Consider the following 19,663-nt stretch of genomic DNA (forward strand, 5'->3'; position numbering starts at 1 on the left):
TCAGACCAGGCGCGACTGCTCGACCGCCGCCTCGATGAAACTGGCGAACAGCGGATGCGGCTCGAGCGGCCGGCTCTTCAGCTCGGGATGGTACTGGACGCCGATGAACCACGGATGGTCCGGGTACTCGACCGTCTCGGGAAGCACGCCGTCAGGCGACATGCCGGCAAAGACCAGCCCGCAATCCTCGAGCCGCTGCTTGTAGTCGATGTTGACCTCGTAGCGATGCCGGTGGCGCTCGGAAATCTGCGTATCGCCATAGATATCCGCGATCTTGGACCCTTTGGCGAGCTCGGCCTGGTAGGCGCCGAGCCGCATCGTGCCGCCGAGGTCGCCAGTCACCCTGCGCTTCTCCAGCATGTTGCCCTTCAGCCATTCGGTCATAAGGCCGACGACGGGCTCGGGGGTCGGGCCGAACTCGGTCGACGACGCATGCTCGACGCCGGCCAGCGACCGCGCTGCCTCGATGCAGGCCATCTGCATGCCGAAGCAGATGCCGAAATAAGGCACTTTGCGCTCGCGCGCGAACTTCGCCGCCAGGATCTTGCCTTCCGAGCCACGCTCGCCGAAACCGCCGGGAACCAGGATGCCATGCACCTTTTCCAGCCACGGCGTCGGGTCTTCCTTCTCGAATATCTCCGATTCGATCCAGTCGAGCTTCACCTTGACGCGGTTGGCCAGACCGCCATGCGAAAGCGCCTCGATCAACGATTTATAGGCGTCCTTGAGGCCGGTGTATTTGCCGACGATGGCAATCGTCACTTCGCCTTCGGGATTGTGGATGTGGTTGGAAAGCGCCTGCCACGGCTCCATGCGCGGCTTCGGCGCCGGGTCGATGCCGAAAGCAGCCAGCACTTCCGAATCGAGCCCTTCGTGGTGGTAGGCCAAAGGCACGTCATAGATATGCGGCACGTCGAGCGCCTGGATCACGGCGCTTTCGCGCACGTTGCAGAACAGCGAAAGTTTTCGCCGCTCCTCCTTCGGGATCGGCCGGTCGGCGCGCACCAGAAGGATGTCCGGCGCAATGCCGATGCCGCGCAATTCCTTGACCGAATGCTGCGTCGGCTTGGTCTTCAATTCGCCGGCGGTCGGGATGTAGGGCATCAGGGTCAGATGCACATAGACCGCGTTGTTGCGCGGCAGGTCGTTGCCGAGCTGGCGAATCGCCTCGAGAAATGGCATCGCCTCGATATCGCCGACCGTGCCGCCGATCTCGCACAGCACGAAATCATAGTCGTCATTGCCGTCCAGCACGAAATGCTTGATCTCGTCGGTGACATGCGGGATCACCTGCACGGTGGCGCCGAGATAGTCTCCGCGCCGCTCGCGCTCGATGATGTTCTTGTAGATGCGGCCGGTGGTGATGTTGTCCTGCTGGTTGGCGGAGCGCCCGGTGAAGCGCTCATAGTGGCCGAGATCCAGATCGGTCTCGGCGCCATCGTCGGTCACGAACACTTCGCCGTGCTGGTACGGCGACATCGTTCCGGGGTCGACATTCAGATAGGGATCGAGCTTTTTGATCCGGGCGCGATAGCCTCGCGCCTGCAGGAGAGCCCCAAGGGCCGCCGCGGCAATGCCTTTTCCAAGTGAGGAAACCACGCCGCCTGTGATGAATACATATCGCGCCATGGGAGTCATCGCTTAACGCGGGCTGATTGATTCCGCCAGAGAAAAAACCGCCGCGAAAGCTTTTTCCCAAAATGGCGCCGGCGCTCCTGAAGAGCCGTTGCGAAGCATGTCGCCCAAAGTGCAAACCGGTTTTGGGACACCGACAGGCGTGAAAACGAATACTCAAAACAAAAGGGCCGGCGATGCCGGCCCTTTCGGCAGTTTGATCGAACGTGTCAGATGATAACGACCTTGGTACCGACCCTGACACGGCTGTAGAGGTCCATGACGTGCTCGTTGATCATGCGGAAGCAGCCATTCGAAGCGCTGGTTCCGATCGACTGCGGCGCGATGGTGCCGTGGATGCGCAGATGCGTGTCCTTCTTGCCGTCGTAGAGGTAGATGGCGCGCGCGCCGAGCGGATTCTGGCCACCGCCGGGCATGCCGTCCTTGTACTGGCCATAGTGCTTGGGTTCGCGCTTCTGCATATCGAGCGTCGGGATCCAGCGAGGCCATTCCTGCTTGTCGCCAACGGCAACAGTGCCCTTGAACTGCAGGCCTTCGCGGCCGACCGCGATGGCATAGCGGCGCGCCGTCGAATACGTCTCGACGAGATAGAGACGACGGGCGCTGGTGTCGATGACGATGGTGCCCGGCTCATAGCCGGTGAAGGTGACGTCCTGCGGCACGAATTCCGGCTTCACCTTGAAGGGCCGCTTGGAGTCCTTCCTTGCAAGCACCGAATCGAGCGCGCGCGTCTCGGGCAGATAGTCGATCGAGGTTGCTTTGGCTTTGCCGCCGAACAGACCGTCGAACAGACCGCCGCTGCTCGCCTGCTTCTGCCCCGGCTGCTCGCTGCGCAACTCGCCATTGTTGCCGCTGGCGGTGACATTCATGGCCTCCGCCGGGATAGGCTCCTCGGTCTGGACAGGCGCCGCCACGGGTTCGAGCGACGCGATCTTAGTCGTCTTCTTTGTCGGCTTGGCGTCGGCGACTTCAGCCGGTGCGGCAGTGCCCTTCTTGGCAAGCCATTCCTGGCGCGCCGCGTCGGCCTTGGCCTTGGCGGCATCGCGCATCGCCATTTTGCGAGCCTCGAGCGCCTTATCCTTGGCGGACTGCTTGTCGGCCACCATCTTGGCCTCGAGTTTGCCGATCTGCGCAAGATCGTCCGAGGTCGGGTTTTTCTTCTTCTTGAGAAGCTTCAGCTGCGATGCGTCGCTCTTTGCGGCGACAGGAATTGCGTCGGTCTTCTCGAGCGACGGGGAAGAGACCATGTTTGCCGGTCCGGCAATGGCCGCGGAGCCCATGCCGAGGACGGCACAGAATCCCAGAATGATGAAGCTGCGAAGCTGCATGGCGAAGATCCGATTCTTGACTGCAAGTTGCCCACGGCGTCGCCCGGCGCCCCCCAAGGACGCCGAAAAGTGCCGCGAACAACCTATAATCGATTAGCCGCCGCGCCCTCAAGCTTACCCAGGCGCTACGCCCGGTTGAATCTTCGTGATCGGGCACGCATTTGCCGCGACTGTGTTCAAAGAACCACAGATCGCGGCCTGAAAGCTTGCGCGGCTATTGGTTCGGAACCTGCGGGGCGGCTGGCGCCGAGGTGCCGTTCGTTGCCGGCGGCGTGGCCGGATTCGCCGTGGCGGGAGCCGGGGTGGTCGTATTCGCCGTGGCGGGAGCCGGGGTGGTCGTATTCGCCGGAGCCGGAGTGCCGCCATTGGCAAGCGGCGTGGTGGTTGTCGCGGCGCCTGACGCAGCGGGAGCCGTCGTGCCGGTCGGAGCCGCGGGCTGCGTGGTGCCCACCGGCCCATTGGAGCCCGGCAACTGGTTGAGCACGCCATTACCCGAGGTCGATGTCGCCGGGCGATCGAGAATGTCGATCGGCTTTTCGCCGTAGCGGGCCAGGATCGACAGCCCGAGCGATGTGACGAAGAAGGCGGCCGCCAGGATAGCGGTGGCGCGGGTCAGTGCATTGGCTGCCCCCCGCGCGGTCATGAAACCGGAGCCGCCGCCAATGCCGAGACCGCCGCCTTCGGAGCGCTGCAGCAGCACCACGCCGACAAGGGCGAGCACGACCATAAGGTGGATGACGATCAGTACGGTTTCCATAATTTATCCTGGCGAGGCCTTGCGCGACCGCGCAAATGACCGGTGATTTGGAGGCGGCTCCTTACAATGCTTTGGCGGCATTTCCAAGCCCGTGGCCGGGAATATGGGAAGCAACGCGGCCATTGCAAAGATTTCCGCCCGTCCCCAGGCCGCCGAAGCGAGCCGCGGCGGTTACGCCATGCTCATATAGGCTTCCGCAATGGCGAGGAAGTCCGCCGCCTTCAGGCTCGCGCCGCCGACCAGCGCGCCGTCGACATTCGCGACACCGAGCAGCTCGACCGCGTTGGACGGCTTGACCGAACCGCCATAGAGAATGCGCATCTTGGCCGCGGCATCGCCGAGCAATCCCGTCAGCTTGCCGCGGATATGCGCATGCGCCTGCGCGACGTCGGCGGCGGTCGGCGTCAAGCCGGTGCCGATGGCCCAGACCGGCTCATAGGCAATGATAGTATTCGCCGCGGTGGCGGTGGCCGGCACGGAGCCGTCGACCTGGCGCGACAGGACATCGAGCGTCGTGCCGGCCTCGCGCTCGGCCCGCGTCTCGCCGATGCAGACGATGGCCACCAGCCCTGCCCGCCAGGCGGCCGTGGCCTTGGCATTGACGATCGCATCGTCCTCGCCGAATTGCTCACGCCGTTCGGAGTGGCCGACGATGACGTGGCTGGCGCCGGCATCTTTCAACATCTCGGCCGAAATCTCGCCGGTGAAAGCACCGCTCTCCTTGGGATGGCAATCCTCGCCGCCGGTCCGCACCGGTGTGCGCGACAGGATTTCGGCGGCCCGCTGAAGCAGGGTCGCCGGCACGCACACCACCGCTTCGGTTTCCGCATCCAGCCCGCTCATGAAACCGTTGCCGATCGACCTCAGCTCGTTCAGCGAGGCGCTGGTGCCGTTCATTTTCCAGTTGCCGGCAACGAGCGGGCGGATTCCAGGGGTCATGGGGCGTATTCTCCGAGCGACATTAAGCAGCGCCCTCACTACCAAAATCAGGTGACAAAGCAATCGACAGTGGGCTGGAAGGGCGCTATTGCGCTTGTTTCAGACTCGGCGCATGCGAAAATGCGCAAAAATCGGAAGTATGCATGCTTGGTATATTGAGAAGCGCGGCAGGTACCTGGGTCGCGAAGGCGTTGTTGTCCTTGCTGGTGTTGAGTTTCCTCGCCTGGGGCGTGACCACCCGGATGGCGGGCGGCTTCCTGGCTGGCCATCACGCGGTGATCACCGCCGGTGGCACGGAGGTTTCGATCAACGAATACCGCCTCGCCTATAATCGCCAGCTCAGCATGCTCTCGCAGCAATATGGCCAGCGCGTCACCCAGGAGCAGGCCAAGCTGCTCGGTGTCGACAATCAGGTGCTGTCGCAGCTTGTCTCGGGCGCAGTGCTCGACGAGCAGGCGCGCAAGCTTGGCCTCGGCCTTTCCAAGGATCGGCTGGCCGAGTTGACCCGCGAGGATCCTGCCTTCAAGGGTCCCGGCGGCCAGTTCGACCGCAGGACCTTCGAATATCTGCTGCGTCAGCTCGAGATGCGGCCTGAGGACTATCTCAAGAACCGTTCGCAAGTGGCGGTGCGCCAGCAGATCGTCGAGGCCATCTCGGACGGAATGAAGGTACCGCAGACCTTCCTGAAGGCGGTTTCGCTTTACCGCGGCGAGGATCGCACGATCGAGTATCTGGTGCTGCCGAAGACGCTGGCGCAGCCGATCGAGGCCCCGTCCGACAGCGCCTTGAACACTTATTTCGACGCCAACAAGAAGGCTTACGCCGCACCGGAATACCGTAAGTTTTCCTATGCCCGGCTGGAGCCGCAGGACATCATGGATCCGTCGGCGGTGACCGACAGCCAGGTCAGCGACGATTACAAGAAGAACATCGCACGCTACACGACGCCCGAGATGCGCACCATCGAGCAGTTGGTGTTCAAGACCCCGGATGCGGCCAAGGCCGCCTATGATTCGCTGAAGGCCGGCGCCACTTTCGACAAGCTCGTCACCGCCGAGGGCAAGACGCAGGCCGACACGCTGCTTGGCACGCTGTCCAAGGACAAGGTAGCCGACAAGGCGGTGGCCGACGCCGCCTTCTCGCTCAACGCCAATGAGGTCAGCCCGGTCGTCCAGGGCGCCTTCGGCCCGGTTCTGTTGCGCGTTACCGAGATCAAGCCGCAGGTGGTAAAGCCGCTTACCGAAGTCTCAGCCCAGATCCGCAAGGACCTCGCCTTGGGCGAAGCAAGCCGCATCCTGCTCGACGTCCACGACAGCTACGAAGACACCCGAGCGTCGGGCGCTTCGCTTGCCCAGGCGGCCGACAAGCTGAAGCTCAAGGTGGTCACCATCGACGCCATCGACCGCACCGGCTTGCGGCCGGACGGCACTGTTGTCAACGACCTGCCGGAATCGGCCGATCTCATCAAATCGGTGTTCGCGGCCGAGCCGAACATCGAGAACGAGGGCCTGACCACGACCAACAACGGCTTCGTCTTCTACGAAGTACAGTCGATCACGCCGGCCCGCGACCGCACGCTGGACGAAGTCCGTCAGAAAGTCGTGGCCGACTGGACGGCCGCCGAGACCGACAAGCGGCTCGACGCGAAGGCGCAGGAGTTCGAAAAGCGCCTCAAGGCCGGCACCACGCTCGACGTTATCGCCGGCGAGCTCAAGCTCGACAAGCAGACCAAGCGCGGCCTGAAGCGCGAAGCCGACGATGCCGATTTCGGCAAGGAAGGTGCTGCAACGATGTTCGGCGTCGGCGAAGGCGGCACGGGCCTCATCCCCTCGCCCACCGGCGACGGGCAGATCCTGTTCAAGGTCGCCGAGGTCTTCGAGCCGGCGGGCGCCGATGGCAGCTCGGTTCCGGAGGACGTGCAGAAATCCTTTGGCGCCGGCATGTCTGACGATCTGCTCGACCAGTTGGTGGCGCAGCTTCAGTCACAATACAACGTCCGCGTCGATCCGAACGCCGTTTCGCAAGCCCAGACACGATGAGCGCGCTGAAGACACACATCGCAAAGGTCGCGACCGGCACCGCACTTTCCTTCGAGGAAGCGCGCGAGGCCTTCGACGTTATCATGTCGGGCGATGCCACACCCGGCCAGATCGGCGGGTTCCTGATGGCGCTGCGCGTGCGCGGCGAGACGGTGAGCGAGATTTCCGGCGCTGTCGCCACGATGCGCGCCAAGATGCTGCGCGTCGAGGCGCCCCCGGGCGCCATCGACATCGTCGGCACGGGCGGCGACAATTCGCATTCCGTCAACATCTCGACCGGATCCGCCTTCGTCATTGCCGCCGCCGGCGTGCCTGTCGCCAAGCACGGCAATCGCGGCCTGTCCTCGCTGACCGGCGCTGCCGATGTGCTGACGGCGCTCGGCGTCAAGGTCGACATTTCACCGGAGACGATCGGCCGTTGCATCCAGGAGGCCGGCGTCGGCTTCATGTTCGCGCCGGCCCATCATCCGGCGATGAAGCATGTCGGCCCGGTCAGGGGCGAACTCGGCACGCGCACCATCTTCAACCTGCTTGGGCCGCTGTCGAACCCGGCCAGCGTCAGCCGCCAAATGGTCGGCGTGTTCCTGCCGGAATGGATCATGCCCGTGGCCGAGACGCTGAAGGCGCTCGGCACCGACCACGCCTGGGTCGTCCATGGCGATGGCTATGACGAGATCACCACCACCGGCGAAACGCAGGTGGCCGAGCTTGTCGGGGGCGAGATTCGCAGCTTCACCCTTACCCCGGAAGCGTTTGGGCTGAAGCGCCATACGAAGAAAGATCTGCGTGGAGGCGAAGCGGCCTACAATGCCAAGGCGCTGCGCGATATGCTGAGCGGCGTTGCCGGCGCCTATCGCGACACGGTGCTGATGAATGCCGGCGCCGGGCTGGTCGTTGCCGGCAAGGCGACCACCCTTGCCGACGGTATCGCCGCTGCCACGCAGGCCATCGACAGCGGTCGCGCGGTTGCCGTGCTTGAGAAGCTGATCGAGATTTCGAACGGATAAAACCTTGTCGGATATCCTGCGCAAGATCGAAGCCTACAAGCGCGAAGAGATCGCGGCGGCGAAGGGCAAACTGTCGCTCGCCGAAATCAAGGCGCGGGCGAAAGACGCCGACGCGCCGCGTGGTTTCCTTGCCGCACTTGAGGCAAAGCGCGGATCGGGCGGCTTCGCCCTGATCGCCGAGATCAAGAAGGCGAGCCCATCCAAGGGGCTGATCCGCGCCGATTTCGATCCGCCGGCACTTGCGAAAGCCTATCAGCAAGGCGGCGCAGCCTGCCTTTCGGTGCTGACGGACGCGCCGTCTTTCCAGGGCGCTCCGGAATTCCTCACCAGCGCCCGCAAAGCGGTGTCATTGCCTGCGCTGCGCAAGGATTTCCTGTTCGACCCTTACCAGGTCTACGAAGCCCGAGCCTGGGGCGCGGATGCTATCCTGATCATCATGGCCAGCGTCGGCGATGCCCTGGCGAGCGAGCTCGAAGCCGTGGCGTTCGAACTTGGCATGGATGCGCTGATCGAGGTGCATGATGAGGCAGAAACCGAGCGCGCGGTAAAACTGTCGTCGCGATTGATCGGCATCAACAACCGCAATCTCAGAACATTCGAGACCAATCTCAACACCTCGGAGCGGCTGGCGTCGATGGTGCCGAGCGGTCGCTTGCTGGTCAGCGAGAGCGGCATTTTCACCCATGACGATTGCATCAGGATGCAGAAGACCGGCATCGGCACCTTCCTCGTCGGCGAGAGCCTGATGCGTCAGAACGATGTGGCGGCCGCAACGCGCCTGCTTCTCACGGGCAAGGCGGCGGTCGAGGCCGCCGTCTGACGATGACGCCCGCCCTCACCCACCTTGGCGCCAAGGGCGAGGCCAACATGGTCGATGTCGGCGACAAGGCCGAGACGACCCGCACCGCGATCGCCGAAGGTTTCGTCTCGATGCGGTCGGAAACGCTGGACATGATCCTGGCCGGCGACGCCAAGAAGGGCGACGTGCTGGGCACCGCCCGCATCGCCGGCATTATGGCGGCGAAGAAGACGCATGAACTGATTCCACTTTGCCATCCCCTACTTTTGACGAAGATTGCCGTCGAGATCGAGCCCGACCATTCGCTTCCCGGCCTCAGGGTCACCGCGCTTGCCCGCGTCACCGGCAAGACGGGCGTGGAGATGGAAGCGCTGACGGCCGCCTCGGTCGCCTGCCTCACCATCTACGACATGGCCAAGGCAGTGGATCGCGCCATGGTGATTTCCGGCATCCGGCTGGTCGAGAAGACCGGCGGCAACTCCGGCGACTACAAGGCAAACAGCTAGATGGCGTTGGTTCCGGTGGCCGAGGCCCTTGAGCGCCTGCTCGATGGCGCAGCACCTTTGCCGGGCGAAAGCGTTGCGCTGGCCGATGCCGCCGGCCGGGTGCTGGCGGAGCCGGTGGTGGCGCTGCGCACCCAGCCGCCCTTCAATGCCTCGGCCATGGACGGCTATGCCACGCGCTCGGCCGATATTGCCTCCGTGCCGGTGCATCTTTCCGTGGTCGGCATGGCGCCTGCCGGACGCGGCTTTGCCGGTACCGTCGGCAAGGGCCAGGCCGTGCGCATCTTCACCGGCGCGCCGCTGCCGGACGGCGCCGACACCATCGTCATCCAGGAGAATGTCCGCGACCTTGGCGACGGCCAGATCGAAGTGGTCGAACCGACCGCCCAAGGACGCAATATCCGTCGCCGTGGCCTCGACTTCGGTCAAGGCGATGTCCTGCTCGAAAAAGGCCGCGTGCTCGATCCGGCCGCCCTGTCGCTCTCGGCATCAGCCAACCATCCAAACCTCACGGTCGTGCGCCGGCCGCTGGTCGCGATTATCGCCACCGGCGACGAATTGCTGCCGCCGGGCAGCGAGCCTGGCCCCGACCAGATCATCTCGTCCAACGCCTATGGCGTCGCCGCCACCGCGCGCTCGGTCGGCGCTCGCGCGCTCGATCTCGGCATCGCCGCCGATCGTCCGGAGGCGATTGCCGGGCTGGTGAAAAAGGCTGTCGAGGCCGGCGCCGACGTCATCGTCACGCTGGGCGGCGCCTCGGTCGGCGATCACGACCTGATCCATGACGTGCTGACCGGCGAAGGCATGCAGCTCGATTTCTGGAAGATCGCCATGCGCCCCGGCAAACCGTTGATGTTTGGCCGGCTCGGCAATGTCCGCTGCGTAGGCCTGCCCGGCAATCCGGTGGCAAGTATCGTCTGCTCGCAGCTTTTCCTGAAACCGCTCCTGGCGCGGCTTGGCGGCCGCGATCACAGCCAGGATTTGCGCACGGCCCGGCTGGGCAGCGCGATGCAGGCGAACGATCTGCGGCAGGATTATGTGCGCGCCGTCGTGCGCGAGGATGCCGGCCAATTGGTGGCGACGCCTTTCGGCATCCAGGATTCCTCGATGCTGCGGATGCTGGCCGACGCCAACGGCCTGATCGTGCGCGAGCCCTTCGCGCCCGCAGCGCAAGCCGGCGCCGCATGCCGGGTGCTGATGCTGCGCTAAACAGACGTCGACGCAGTCGATCGTCCCGTCGACGCAGTCGATCGCTAATCCCTATTCGTCGACCAGCATTCGCGTCAGAGGATGATCCGGGTCGGCGAGACCATCCACGACATTGAAATGATGTCGGTCGGGCTCGACCACCGAGCTTGTGACGGCGCCAAGCCCAGTCCAGATGTTGGCGAGCAAGGCGCTCTGGCGCAAGAATTCGGAACGCTCGCCGCCGCCGACCCAGGATGCCACGCGCGCGCCGTTCATCGGCCGCAGCAGCGCTGGGCTCTCGCTCAGCGCTTCCTGCTCGTCGATCGCCAAGGTCGCGTTCATCTGTGTGCGCATGAGCGGCCGAAGGTCGTGCAGGCCCGAAATCGAAACGACATGGCGTATGCGTCGCGCCACGTCGGGCGACAGCGGCGTGGTCGTGGTGATCATGCGGCTGGCGAGATGGCCGCCGGCGGAATGTCCGGTCAGCATCAGCGGCCCCTCGACCATCGCTGCCGCGGTGCGAACCGCGACCGCTATTTCACCGACGATACCGCCGATCCTGATCCCGGGACATTGGGTGTAGGAGGGCATGACGACGGCGAAGCCGCGGCTGACGGCGCCATTGGCCAGATGCGACCAGGAATCCTTGTCCGACTCCATCCAGTAACCGCCATGGATGAACACCACGAGGCCCTTTGGCTTCGCGCTGGGGAGAAAGAGATCGAAGCGGTTGCGCGGCGCTTGACCGTAGACGATGTCGAGCTGTGCCCTGCCCTGCGCGAGGAGCTTTTCACGAAACGCCTGCGCCGGGCTATCCCAGGCCGCCGGCCAGCGGTCGCCGCCTGGGATGTTCGCCCCATTGGTGTAGGCATCGTCCCAATCCGCGATGCGATGCTCGACCACCAGCCCCTCCCAAGACGCGCAGCTTTCCCCAGCAATGGCCGGCAGAGGGCACAACGTCAATGCTCGCGAGCAAAACATTTTAGGCTTGAAACAAATTTCGGCTGGTGCAATCCTGCGCGACGAACAGCCGACAATGGGAGGTCAGCTGGACAGGCCGAAGCCTGCATTCCGTCGCTGCCCGGGTGGCGTTGTTGAACAGGTTTGGCACGCTGGCATCGACCTCCCTCAGGGAGGCAGGGAAGGATAGCGGCAGCATGCTTGGACCTTCGGCGCACACCGACACTTTCACGCGCGATCATCTGCCGCCGCCGCACCAATGGCCGGACTTCCTTCTCGACGGCTTCGACTATCCCGAACGCCTCAATGCCGGCGTCGAACTGACCGACAGGCTGGTCGCGAGGGGCTTTGGCGATCGTACGGCGCTGATCGGCAATGGCCGCCGCCGCACCTACAAGGAACTGTCCGACTGGACGAACCGGCTCGCCCATGCGCTGGTCGGAAATTACGGCGTCAAGCCTGGCAACCGGGTGCTGATCCGTTCGGCGAACAACCCCGCCATGGTGGCCTGCTGGCTGGCCGCTACGAAGGTTGGCGCAGTGGTCGTCAACACCATGCCGATGCTGCGCGCCGGCGAGCTCGCCAAGATCGTCGACAAGGCTGAAATCGGCATCGCGCTTTGCGATACGCGGCTGATGGACGAGATGACCGCCTGCGCCAAGGACAGCGCCTTCCTCAAGCAGGTCATCGGCTTCGACGGCACCGCCAACCACGATGCTGAACTCGACCGCGCCGCCCTCGACAAGTCCGTCACCTTCACCGCCGTCGACACCGGACGCGACGACGTGGCTCTTCTCGGCTTCACATCAGGGACGACTGGCGTGCCCAAGGCGACGATGCATTTTCATCGCGACCTGATGATCATCGCCGATGCCTATGCCCGCGAGATTCTCCAGGTGACGCCCGAAGACATCTTTGTCGGCTCGCCGCCGCTGGCCTTCACCTTCGGCCTCGGCGGCCTCGCGATTTTCCCTTTGCGCTTCGGCGCTGCGGCGACACTGCTGGAGCAGGCGACACCGCCCAACATGATCCACATCATCGAGACCTACAAGGCAACCATCTCCTTCACCGCGCCGACCGCCTACCGCGCCATGCTGAAAGCCATGGATGAAGGCGCCGACCTGTCGTCGCTGCGGGTCGCCGTTTCGGCCGGCGAGACGCTGCCCGCCCCTGTCTTCGACGAGTGGACGCGCAAGACCGGCAAGCCGATCCTCGACGGCATCGGAGCGACCGAGATGCTGCACATCTTCATTTCCAACCGCTTCGGCGATAGGAAGCCGGCTTCGACCGGCAAGCCGGTGGGCGGCTACGAGGCGCGCATTGTCGATGACGCGATGCGCGAGTTGCCGCGCGGCACGATTGGCAGGCTGGCGGTGCGCGGCCCGACCGGTTGCCGCTACATGGCCGATACCCGCCAGGCAGACTATGTCCGCGACGGCTGGAACCTGACCGGTGACACCTTCGTGCAGGACGAGGACGGCTTCTTCCATTTCGCCGCCCGCTCCGACGACATGATCGTCAGCGCCGGCTACAACATTGCCGGCCCTGAGGTCGAAGCAGCACTTCTGTCACACCCCGACGTCACGGAATGCGCCGTCATCGGCGCCGAGGATAGCGAACGCGGTCAGATCGTCGAGGCGCATGTCGTGCTGGCAACCGGCGTGGCGCCGGACGCCGCGACGGTCAGACGCCTGCAGGATCACGTCAAGGCAACGATCGCGCCTTACAAATACCCCAGGTCAGTAAAGTTCATCGCGGCCTTGCCCAAGACCCAGACCGGCAAGATCCAGCGTTTTCGTCTACGCAGCGAAAAGGCCCATTAAGCGGGCGATTCCGCTTCAGGTAACGGCCGTCTTGACCGCAAAGCGCGCGTCCTGCCAGGCGCCTGTGCGCAGGATATCCTCCAGCACGCCGACCGCATCCCAGACATCGCGATAGCCGACATAGAGCGGCGTGAAGCCGAAGCGAATGGTGGACGGCGCGCGGAAATCGCCGATGACGCCACGCTCGATCAAGGCGCGCATCACCTGGTAGCCGTTGGGATGGGCGAAGGACACCTGGCTGCCGCGCTCGGCGCCATCGCGTGGACTTTCTAGCTCGAGGCCAAAGGCGCCGCATCTGGCTTCGACAAGCTGGATGAACAGATCCGTCAGCGCGATGCTTTTGTCGCGCACGACGGTCATGTCGACCTCGTCCCAGAGATTGAGCGCGCCCTTCAGCGCCCGCATCGACAACACCGGCTGCGTTCCGCACAGGAACCGGCGAATGCCCGAGCCTGCGGCATAACCCTGTTCGAAGGCGAAAGGCCTTGCATGGCCCCACCAGCCGCTGAGCGGCTGGCGGATGTCGCCGTGGTGGCGGTTCGCGGCATAGATGAAGGCCGGCGCGCCCGGACCGCCATTGAGATATTTGTAGGTGCAGCCGATGGCGAAATCGGCATTCGAGCCGTCGAGATTCACCGGCAGCGCACCCGCCGTATGGCAGAGATCCCAGACGATCAACGCGCCGGCCTGGTGGGCCTTGCGCGTTAGCGTCGCCATGTCGCGCAACCGACCGGACTTGTAGTTGACGTGGTTGACGAGGATGACGGCGACGCGTTCGTCGATCAATTCCTCGATCGCCGGGGCGTCGACGCCTTCCAGGCTCAGCACCGTGCCGGGCCGTGTCGAGGCCACGCCTTCCGCCATGTAGAGGTCGGTCGGAAAGCTATCGCCCTCGGCAACGATGACGGACCGTTCAGGCCGCATGGCCAGCGCTGCATGCAAAACCTTGTAGATGTTGATCGAAGTCGTATCGCAGACGACCGTCTGGCCGGATCCGGCGCCAATCAAGCGCCCAAGCTGGTCACCCAATTCGACGGGCATGTCGAACCAGCCGGCGGTGTTCCAGGCGCGGATCAGATCCTGCGCCCATTCACGCCTGGCGGCGTTTTCGATCTCGCTGAAGACATCGGATGAAGCGGCACCCAGTGAATTGCCGTCGAGATAGATGACCCCATCGGGCAGCACGAAGCGATCGCGCATGGAGCGCAACGGATCGGCGGCGTCCATCGCCTCAACAGACGCCAGATCAGGAATTCCCGTCATTATGCAATTGCCTCCCGTTCGGGCCCGACGCAGCATATGAAGCTACCGCCGGCCATGCGCGGTTTGTCTCACCGCCGTCCACGCTACGGCAAGACCCTTTTGTCCTTGTCCGCTGGTCCATCGATGCCAGGCGAGAGATCGGAATTATGCCGACGTTGGCCTTTTGAGTTCGTTTCGTTCACGGTGCCGCAGATGAATCGGGTGGCAGAGCCTATCCCGCCCTGCGCATTCACGATGTGGACGTCCCCGTCTCCTGTGAACGATGGGGTTGTAAAATGGAACGGAATCAAGACCTAAGGCTCAGCCGGCCCTCGCAACGGCATCCGCGCCGACGCAACATGGTTTCGGCTGTCCTAACAAATTCACTAAACTTTAAACGGTTGCGGAACACAACTGGAACAGATAGTGTTTGTTCTGGGTTTGTTTTTCTGATTCTGGTTTCTGAACCCTTGGGGGCGGCCGATGCTGACGCGCAAACAACATGAACTCCTGATGTTCATCCACGAACGTCTGAAAGAGAGCGGCATTCCTCCGTCCTTCGACGAAATGAAGGAAGCGCTCGACCTTGCGTCGAAGTCCGGCATCCACCGACTGATCACGGCGCTGGAAGAACGCGGTTTCATTCGCCGGCTGCCCAACCGGGCGCGGGCATTGGAAGTGCTGCGGCTGCCCGATTCGATCGCGCCCGGCCTCAATGCCGCGAGGAAGTTTTCGCCAAGCGTCATCCAGGGCGGCCAGGGCCAAGGCAATCTCGGCCGGCAGATCAAGCCGGCGGCTTCATCGCGCGCACCCTCGCCGAGCAATGACGACGATGCCGTTTCGGCCATCTCTATCCCGGTCATGGGCCGCATCGCCGCCGGTGTACCGATCGACGCCATTCAGCACCGGACGCATTCGATCTCCGTGCCGCCGGACATGATCACGGGCGGCGAGCATTACGCGCTCGAGGTCAAGGGCGACTCGATGATCGAGGCCGGCATCTTCGACGGCGACACCGTCATCATCCGCAACGCCGACACGGCGAGCCCGGGCGAGATCGTCGTGGCGCTGGTCGACGATGAGGAAGCGACGCTCAAGCGCTTCCGCCGCAAGGGCGCCTCGATCGCGCTCGAAGCCGCCAACCCGGCCTATGAGACGCGCATCTTCGGGCCTGACCGGGTCAAGGTGCAGGGCAAGCTTGTCGGGCTGATCAGACGTTACTGAGCAATTCCAGGAAAAGTGCACAGCGGTTTTCCGTCCGGAATTGCGTAGCGATCTACTGAGCCGGCGGCGAGGGCTTCGCATCCGCCCTCTCCGGCTTTTTGTACGGCGCTAGCCCCCTCGCCTCGCGCGCGTATTTCCGCTGCTCGTGCCAGGGCCGGTACGGCTGCTCGACGGCGTAGCGAACGACTGGCCGCGCCGTTGCCGACTGCGTGTCGAAGAAGACGGCGGCACTGCCGTCAAGCGCGAGCTGCCGCTTGGTAACGACGAGAATGCGCGGATCCCAGCACGGATTGTAGGCCGTGGCGTCGTTGATGACGATGAGGTCGGCGAAGCCGCAGGCTGGGCGTGCGCTGTCGCGGGTCTCGGCGAGCGCGACGATCGCGCCGGATGGATGCCGGCCGATGCACAGGTCACCGGTGCAGTAGAAAGGTGAGCCCGGCGGCAGGTCGACTGGATCGGCGACGTCCAACGCGCCTCTGGCGAAGATCTCCGGCGGCACGATCGTTTCCGACTGCAGCGCTCGCTTCCAGTTGTCGGTCGTGAATTCGTTGGCGCGCTCACGGTTGATGGCGAGCTCGCCGCCGCCGATCGGCATCGCCACCAGATGCGCATCCTCCGAAATGAGAAGGTCCGGGGTGCGCACATGCGGAATGGCCAGCAAGGCGGCAAGCGCGAAGGGCGCGGCGGCGAGCCTCAGCCAGGTGGTCGCCATGGTGGCGATGACAAGCGCGATCGTTGCCAGAAGCACCGACTGGATCGAGATCAGGCCGACAGCGTCGACCGGCGAGCGCTCGGAAATCCATGCCGAAATCGCAACCATCGCCGTCAGGCCCTTGCCCATCACATAGAGGAACGGGCCGTCGAGGCCGAAGGGCATGGCCAATGCGCTCAGCACTGCAAACGGCATGACGATCAGTGAGACGATCGGCATGACCGCAAGGTTGGCCACCAGGCTGAGCGGCGATACGCGCTGGAAATGCCAAATGGCGAACAGCACCGTCGCGCTGCCGGCGATCAGCGATGTCATGGCCGCGCCGCCGACGCCAACCGCCAGTTTTCTCGACCAGAAACCCAGGAATGAATGCTTTGCCGGCGGCGCCCGTATTTTGTCGGCGCGGTAGTCGGCCCAGCCGGCATAGGCGCCGACGAGCGCCGCGGTCGCGGCAAACGACATCTGGAAGCTCGGGCCGACCACCTCGTGCGGCGAAACCAGGATGACGGCGATGGCCGAGATCGCCAGATTGCGCATGGTCAGCGCCGCGCGATCGAAAAGCACCGCAATCAGCATCACCGCCAGCATGATGAAGCTGCGCTCGGCCGCGACCACGATGCCGGAGATGACGAGATAAGCGGCGATCGAGATGAGCGCGATTGCCGCGGCGTATTTCTTCACCGGCCGGCGCGACGAGAAATCGGGAAACAGCGCGAAGGCGCCGCGCAACAGCACCAGATCGTGCCGGCGACCAGCGCCATATGCAGGCCCGAGATCGAGATGATGTGATAGATGCCGGTGCGCCGCATGGACTCGTTGATCTCTTCGGGAATGCCGGCGCGCACGCCGACAATCAACGCCGCCGCGATCTCGCCTTCGGATCCGCCGATCTTGGATCTGATATGGTCAGCGATGTTTTCCCGCGCATTCTCAATGGCCAGAGCGACGCTCGAACCAAACGGCGCGTCGGCCGTCGCTGAAACCAGTTTTGGATCGCCCAGGAAAAATCCGCTGCCGCCGATGCCGGTAAAATAGCTATCGAAGGAAAAGTCGTAGCTGTCCGGCCGCACCGGCCCTGTCGGTGGCAAGAGCTTGGCGTAGCCGGTCAGGATCGATCCGGCCCGCATGTCGGGTGGGATCCGGCGCGCCGAAAGCCTGACGCGCTCCGGCGCATAGCGCAACGTCGGACGCGCGGTTGAAATCAGGTCGATGGTCAGCCTGACGCGGCCGTTGGCGGTCGGCTCGGCGATGACCAGGCGGCCGGTCAGCCGGGTCTGGATTTCGGACCCGAGCATCGGTGTTGCCGCCCGCCATGTCTCGACCTTGGCAGCCAGAAAGCCCAGGGCGCAGAACAGCGTGGCCATGAAGATGAGATGCGTTCTCGGCCAGGAACGGAAAACGACCGCGCACACGGCCATCAGGGTCACCGTCGCAAGCGGCCTGTAGAGATCGGGCTCGGTGCTGAGCGAGAAGTAATAGATGACGCCGGCGGCCAGAAACACCGGCACCAGCAGGAAGCCGATGCCGCGATCGAGCTCCGTGGTTGCAGCGACACCGATGCCTTGCCGAAGTACCGGAAGCGAAAGGCGGCGAAGCTGCTTGCGCAGTGTGACGATTGGCGCCGGCAAAACCGGGCGTGGCGCGCCGCGGCTTTGCGGTGAGATTTCAGTGGGGGTTAGCGGAGTCGCCGGGAGTGAAACCGGTACCGCTTCGACCGCATTGACGTCGGCAAACAGCAGGCGTTCGCTGACGCCAGCTGCCGTCACCTCGCCCTCTCCCGCGCCCCGGCCTCGTCCAGCCATCGGGTCTGCCCCTTGCGCCCAAGACCGCCTATGCTACATGAACCCGCACCGCGCGAAAGTCCGCGCGAAAAATGCGTGTTTTCCTGCGCCGCTTTCCGAGAGTTTCATGTCCGACAAGGTCGTCACCCGTTTTGCCCCATCGCCGACAGGCTACCTGCATATCGGCGGCGCGCGCACGGCGCTGTTCAACTGGCTCTACGCCAGGCACACCGGCGGCTCGATGCTGCTGCGCATCGAGGATACCGATCGCGAGCGCTCCACCGAGGCGGCGACTGCCGCCATTCTGGACGGACTGACCTGGCTCGGGCTTTCCTGGGAAGGCGACGCCGTCTCCCAGTTCCAGCGCGCGCCGCGCCATCGCGAGGTGGCCGAGGAACTCGTGCGCCTGGGCAAGGCCTATTACGCCTATGAGACGCCCGCCGAGCTCGAGGCGATGCGCGAGGCCGCGCGCGCCAAGGGCCTGCCGCCGCGCTACAATGGCGCATGGCGCGACCGTGACCCGTCCGAGGCGCCTGCCGGTGTCCGAGGCGCCATCCGCATCAAGGCGCCGGCCGAGGGCGAAACCGTCGTGCACGACCGTGTGCAGGGCGAGGTACGCTTCCCCAACAAGGATCTCGACGATTTCATCATCCTGCGTTCGGACGGTGTCCCGACCTACATGCATGCCGTCGTCGTCGACGACCACGACATGGGCGTCACCCACATTATCCGCGGCGACGATCATCTGACCAATGCCGCGCGCCAGACCGTGATCTACAACGCCATGGGCTGGGACGTGCCGTCGATGTCGCATATCCCGCTGATCCACGGCGCCGACGGCGCCAAGCTGTCGAAGCGGCATGGCGCGCTCGGCGTCGAGGCCTATCGCGCCATGGGTTACCTGCCCGAGGCGCTGCTCAACTATCTGGCCCGGCTCGGCTGGAGCCATGGCGATGACGAGGTGATATCGATCAAGGACATGATCGCCTGGTTCGACATCGGCGACGTCAACAAGGGTGCTGCGCGCTTCGACTTCGCCAAGCTCGATGCGCTGAATGGCGTCCACATGCGCAAGATGGACGATCACGCGCTGTTCGACATTTTCGTCGCCACCTTGCCTTATCTCGATGGTGGCCCGGCGCTGGCGGCTAAGCTCGACGACAAGCGCAAGGCGCAGCTACTTGCAGCCATGCCCGGCCTCAAGGAACGGGCAAAAACCCTGGTCGAGTTACTCGACGGCGCGTCATTCCTTTTCGTTGAGCGGCCCTTGCCGCTGGATGAGAAGGCGGCAGGCTTGCTCAATGCCGATGCGCGCGCCATCCTGCGGGGGGCCCATGCGGCGCTGGCGACGGTTTCCGGCGACTGGATCGCGGCTTCGGCAGAGGCTGCGATCCGCGACTTCGCGCAGGCCGGCGGCCACAAGCTCGGCGCCGTGGCGCAGCCACTTCGGGCGGCGCTGACCGGCCGCAGCACATCGCCCGGCGTCTTCGACGTGCTTGCCGTGCTGGGTCGCGAGGAAAGCCTGGCGCGGATTGGCGATCAAATCGATTAGGTGTGAACTGGCCCAAGAAGATTGGCATTGAAAGGTGTGTTTCGCAGTGCAACATTAGGCCTTGGCCCAATCTGGCACGCACCTCCTAAAATGCGGTGGCGAGTTCGCGCATTCCGGTGACTTCACGTGTCGTTGGCAGGATTTGCCTTGCCGGCATGAGGATACAAAAGGAGT

14 protein-coding genes and 1 pseudogene are annotated in these 19,663 nt (G+C 64.2%); 8 read left to right on the plus strand and 7 right to left on the minus strand.

Features of this window, described 5'->3' with window-relative positions; genetic code table 11:
• The 4 genes from AB6802_RS13410 to tpiA form a co-directional block, all read right to left on the minus strand.
• Positions 1-1,638 carry a CTP synthase gene (locus AB6802_RS13410; protein WP_371010588.1) on the minus strand — a complete coding sequence of 546 codons (1,638 nt, stop codon included), beginning with the start codon at positions 1,636-1,638 and terminating at the stop codon, positions 1-3.
• A 206-nt stretch (positions 1,639-1,844) separates the two neighbouring features.
• Entirely contained in the window at positions 1,845-2,963 is a 1,119-nt protein-coding gene (locus tag AB6802_RS13415) for a L,D-transpeptidase (protein ID WP_371010589.1), read from the minus strand.
• 214 nt (positions 2,964-3,177) lie between these two features.
• Entirely contained in the window at positions 3,178-3,720 is a 543-nt protein-coding gene (gene secG, locus AB6802_RS13420) for a preprotein translocase subunit SecG (protein ID WP_371010590.1), read from the minus strand.
• Positions 3,721-3,891: 171 nt separating this feature from the next.
• Positions 3,892-4,659, minus strand: a complete 768-nt coding sequence (gene tpiA / locus AB6802_RS13425) for a triose-phosphate isomerase (RefSeq protein WP_371010591.1) — start codon at positions 4,657-4,659, stop codon at positions 3,892-3,894.
• A gap of 143 nt (positions 4,660-4,802) precedes the next feature.
• Here tpiA and AB6802_RS13430 point away from each other — a divergent pair, with 143 nt between their 5' ends.
• From AB6802_RS13430 to glp, 5 genes are read left to right on the plus strand one after another with little or no spacing between them, the layout of a single operon-like run.
• Positions 4,803-6,698, plus strand: a complete 1,896-nt coding sequence (locus AB6802_RS13430) for a peptidyl-prolyl cis-trans isomerase (protein WP_371010592.1) — start codon at positions 4,803-4,805, stop codon at positions 6,696-6,698.
• Entirely contained in the window at positions 6,695-7,705 is a 1,011-nt protein-coding gene (gene trpD / locus AB6802_RS13435) for an anthranilate phosphoribosyltransferase (protein ID WP_371010593.1), read from the plus strand. The genes AB6802_RS13430 and trpD overlap by 4 nt, the downstream gene beginning before the upstream one ends.
• A gap of 4 nt (positions 7,706-7,709) precedes the next feature.
• On the plus strand, positions 7,710-8,525 hold the full coding sequence (trpC, locus tag AB6802_RS13440) for an indole-3-glycerol phosphate synthase TrpC (RefSeq protein ID WP_371010594.1): 816 nt from the start codon (positions 7,710-7,712) through the stop codon (positions 8,523-8,525).
• A 2-nt stretch (positions 8,526-8,527) separates the two neighbouring features.
• The gene (gene moaC, locus AB6802_RS13445; RefSeq protein WP_371010595.1) at positions 8,528-9,010 is read left to right on the plus strand and encodes a cyclic pyranopterin monophosphate synthase MoaC; all 483 of its coding nucleotides are present in this window, start codon (positions 8,528-8,530) and stop codon (positions 9,008-9,010) included.
• The gene (gene glp / locus AB6802_RS13450) at positions 9,011-10,216 is read left to right on the plus strand and encodes a gephyrin-like molybdotransferase Glp (RefSeq protein WP_371010596.1); all 1,206 of its coding nucleotides are present in this window, start codon (positions 9,011-9,013) and stop codon (positions 10,214-10,216) included. It begins immediately after the preceding gene.
• Positions 10,217-10,267: 51 nt separating this feature from the next.
• Here glp and AB6802_RS13455 read toward each other — a convergent pair whose 3' ends face one another.
• Positions 10,268-11,098 carry an alpha/beta hydrolase gene (locus AB6802_RS13455; protein ID WP_371010597.1) on the minus strand — a complete coding sequence of 277 codons (831 nt, stop codon included), beginning with the start codon at positions 11,096-11,098 and terminating at the stop codon, positions 10,268-10,270.
• Between the two features lie 254 nt (positions 11,099-11,352).
• On the opposite strand from AB6802_RS13455, the gene AB6802_RS13460 reads away from it, so the two are divergent.
• A complete protein-coding gene (locus AB6802_RS13460) occupies positions 11,353-12,978 on the plus strand; it encodes an AMP-binding protein (protein ID WP_371010598.1) in 1,626 nt (541 codons plus the stop codon).
• 15 nt (positions 12,979-12,993) lie between these two features.
• On the opposite strand, the gene kynU is transcribed toward AB6802_RS13460, so the two are convergent.
• The gene (kynU, locus tag AB6802_RS13465; protein WP_371010599.1) at positions 12,994-14,241 is read right to left on the minus strand and encodes a kynureninase; all 1,248 of its coding nucleotides are present in this window, start codon (positions 14,239-14,241) and stop codon (positions 12,994-12,996) included.
• A 462-nt stretch (positions 14,242-14,703) separates the two neighbouring features.
• Between kynU and lexA the strand changes: the two genes are divergently transcribed.
• Positions 14,704-15,444 (plus strand): transcriptional repressor LexA, encoded by a 741-nt coding sequence (gene lexA, locus AB6802_RS13470; RefSeq protein ID WP_371010600.1) that lies wholly within the window; start codon positions 14,704-14,706, stop codon positions 15,442-15,444.
• A gap of 52 nt (positions 15,445-15,496) precedes the next feature.
• Here lexA and AB6802_RS13475 read toward each other — a convergent pair.
• Positions 15,497-17,958, minus strand: a pseudogene (locus AB6802_RS13475) (ComEC/Rec2 family competence protein).
• 106 nt (positions 17,959-18,064) lie between these two features.
• Between AB6802_RS13475 and gltX the strand changes: the two are divergent.
• Positions 18,065-19,489 (plus strand): glutamate--tRNA ligase, encoded by a 1,425-nt coding sequence (gene gltX / locus AB6802_RS13480; RefSeq protein WP_371010601.1) that lies wholly within the window; start codon positions 18,065-18,067, stop codon positions 19,487-19,489.
• Positions 19,490-19,663 lie beyond the last annotated feature (174 nt).

It is taken from the genome of Mesorhizobium sp. RCC_202, assembly GCF_041355295.1.
GTDB lineage: Bacteria > Pseudomonadota > Alphaproteobacteria > Rhizobiales > Rhizobiaceae > Mesorhizobium.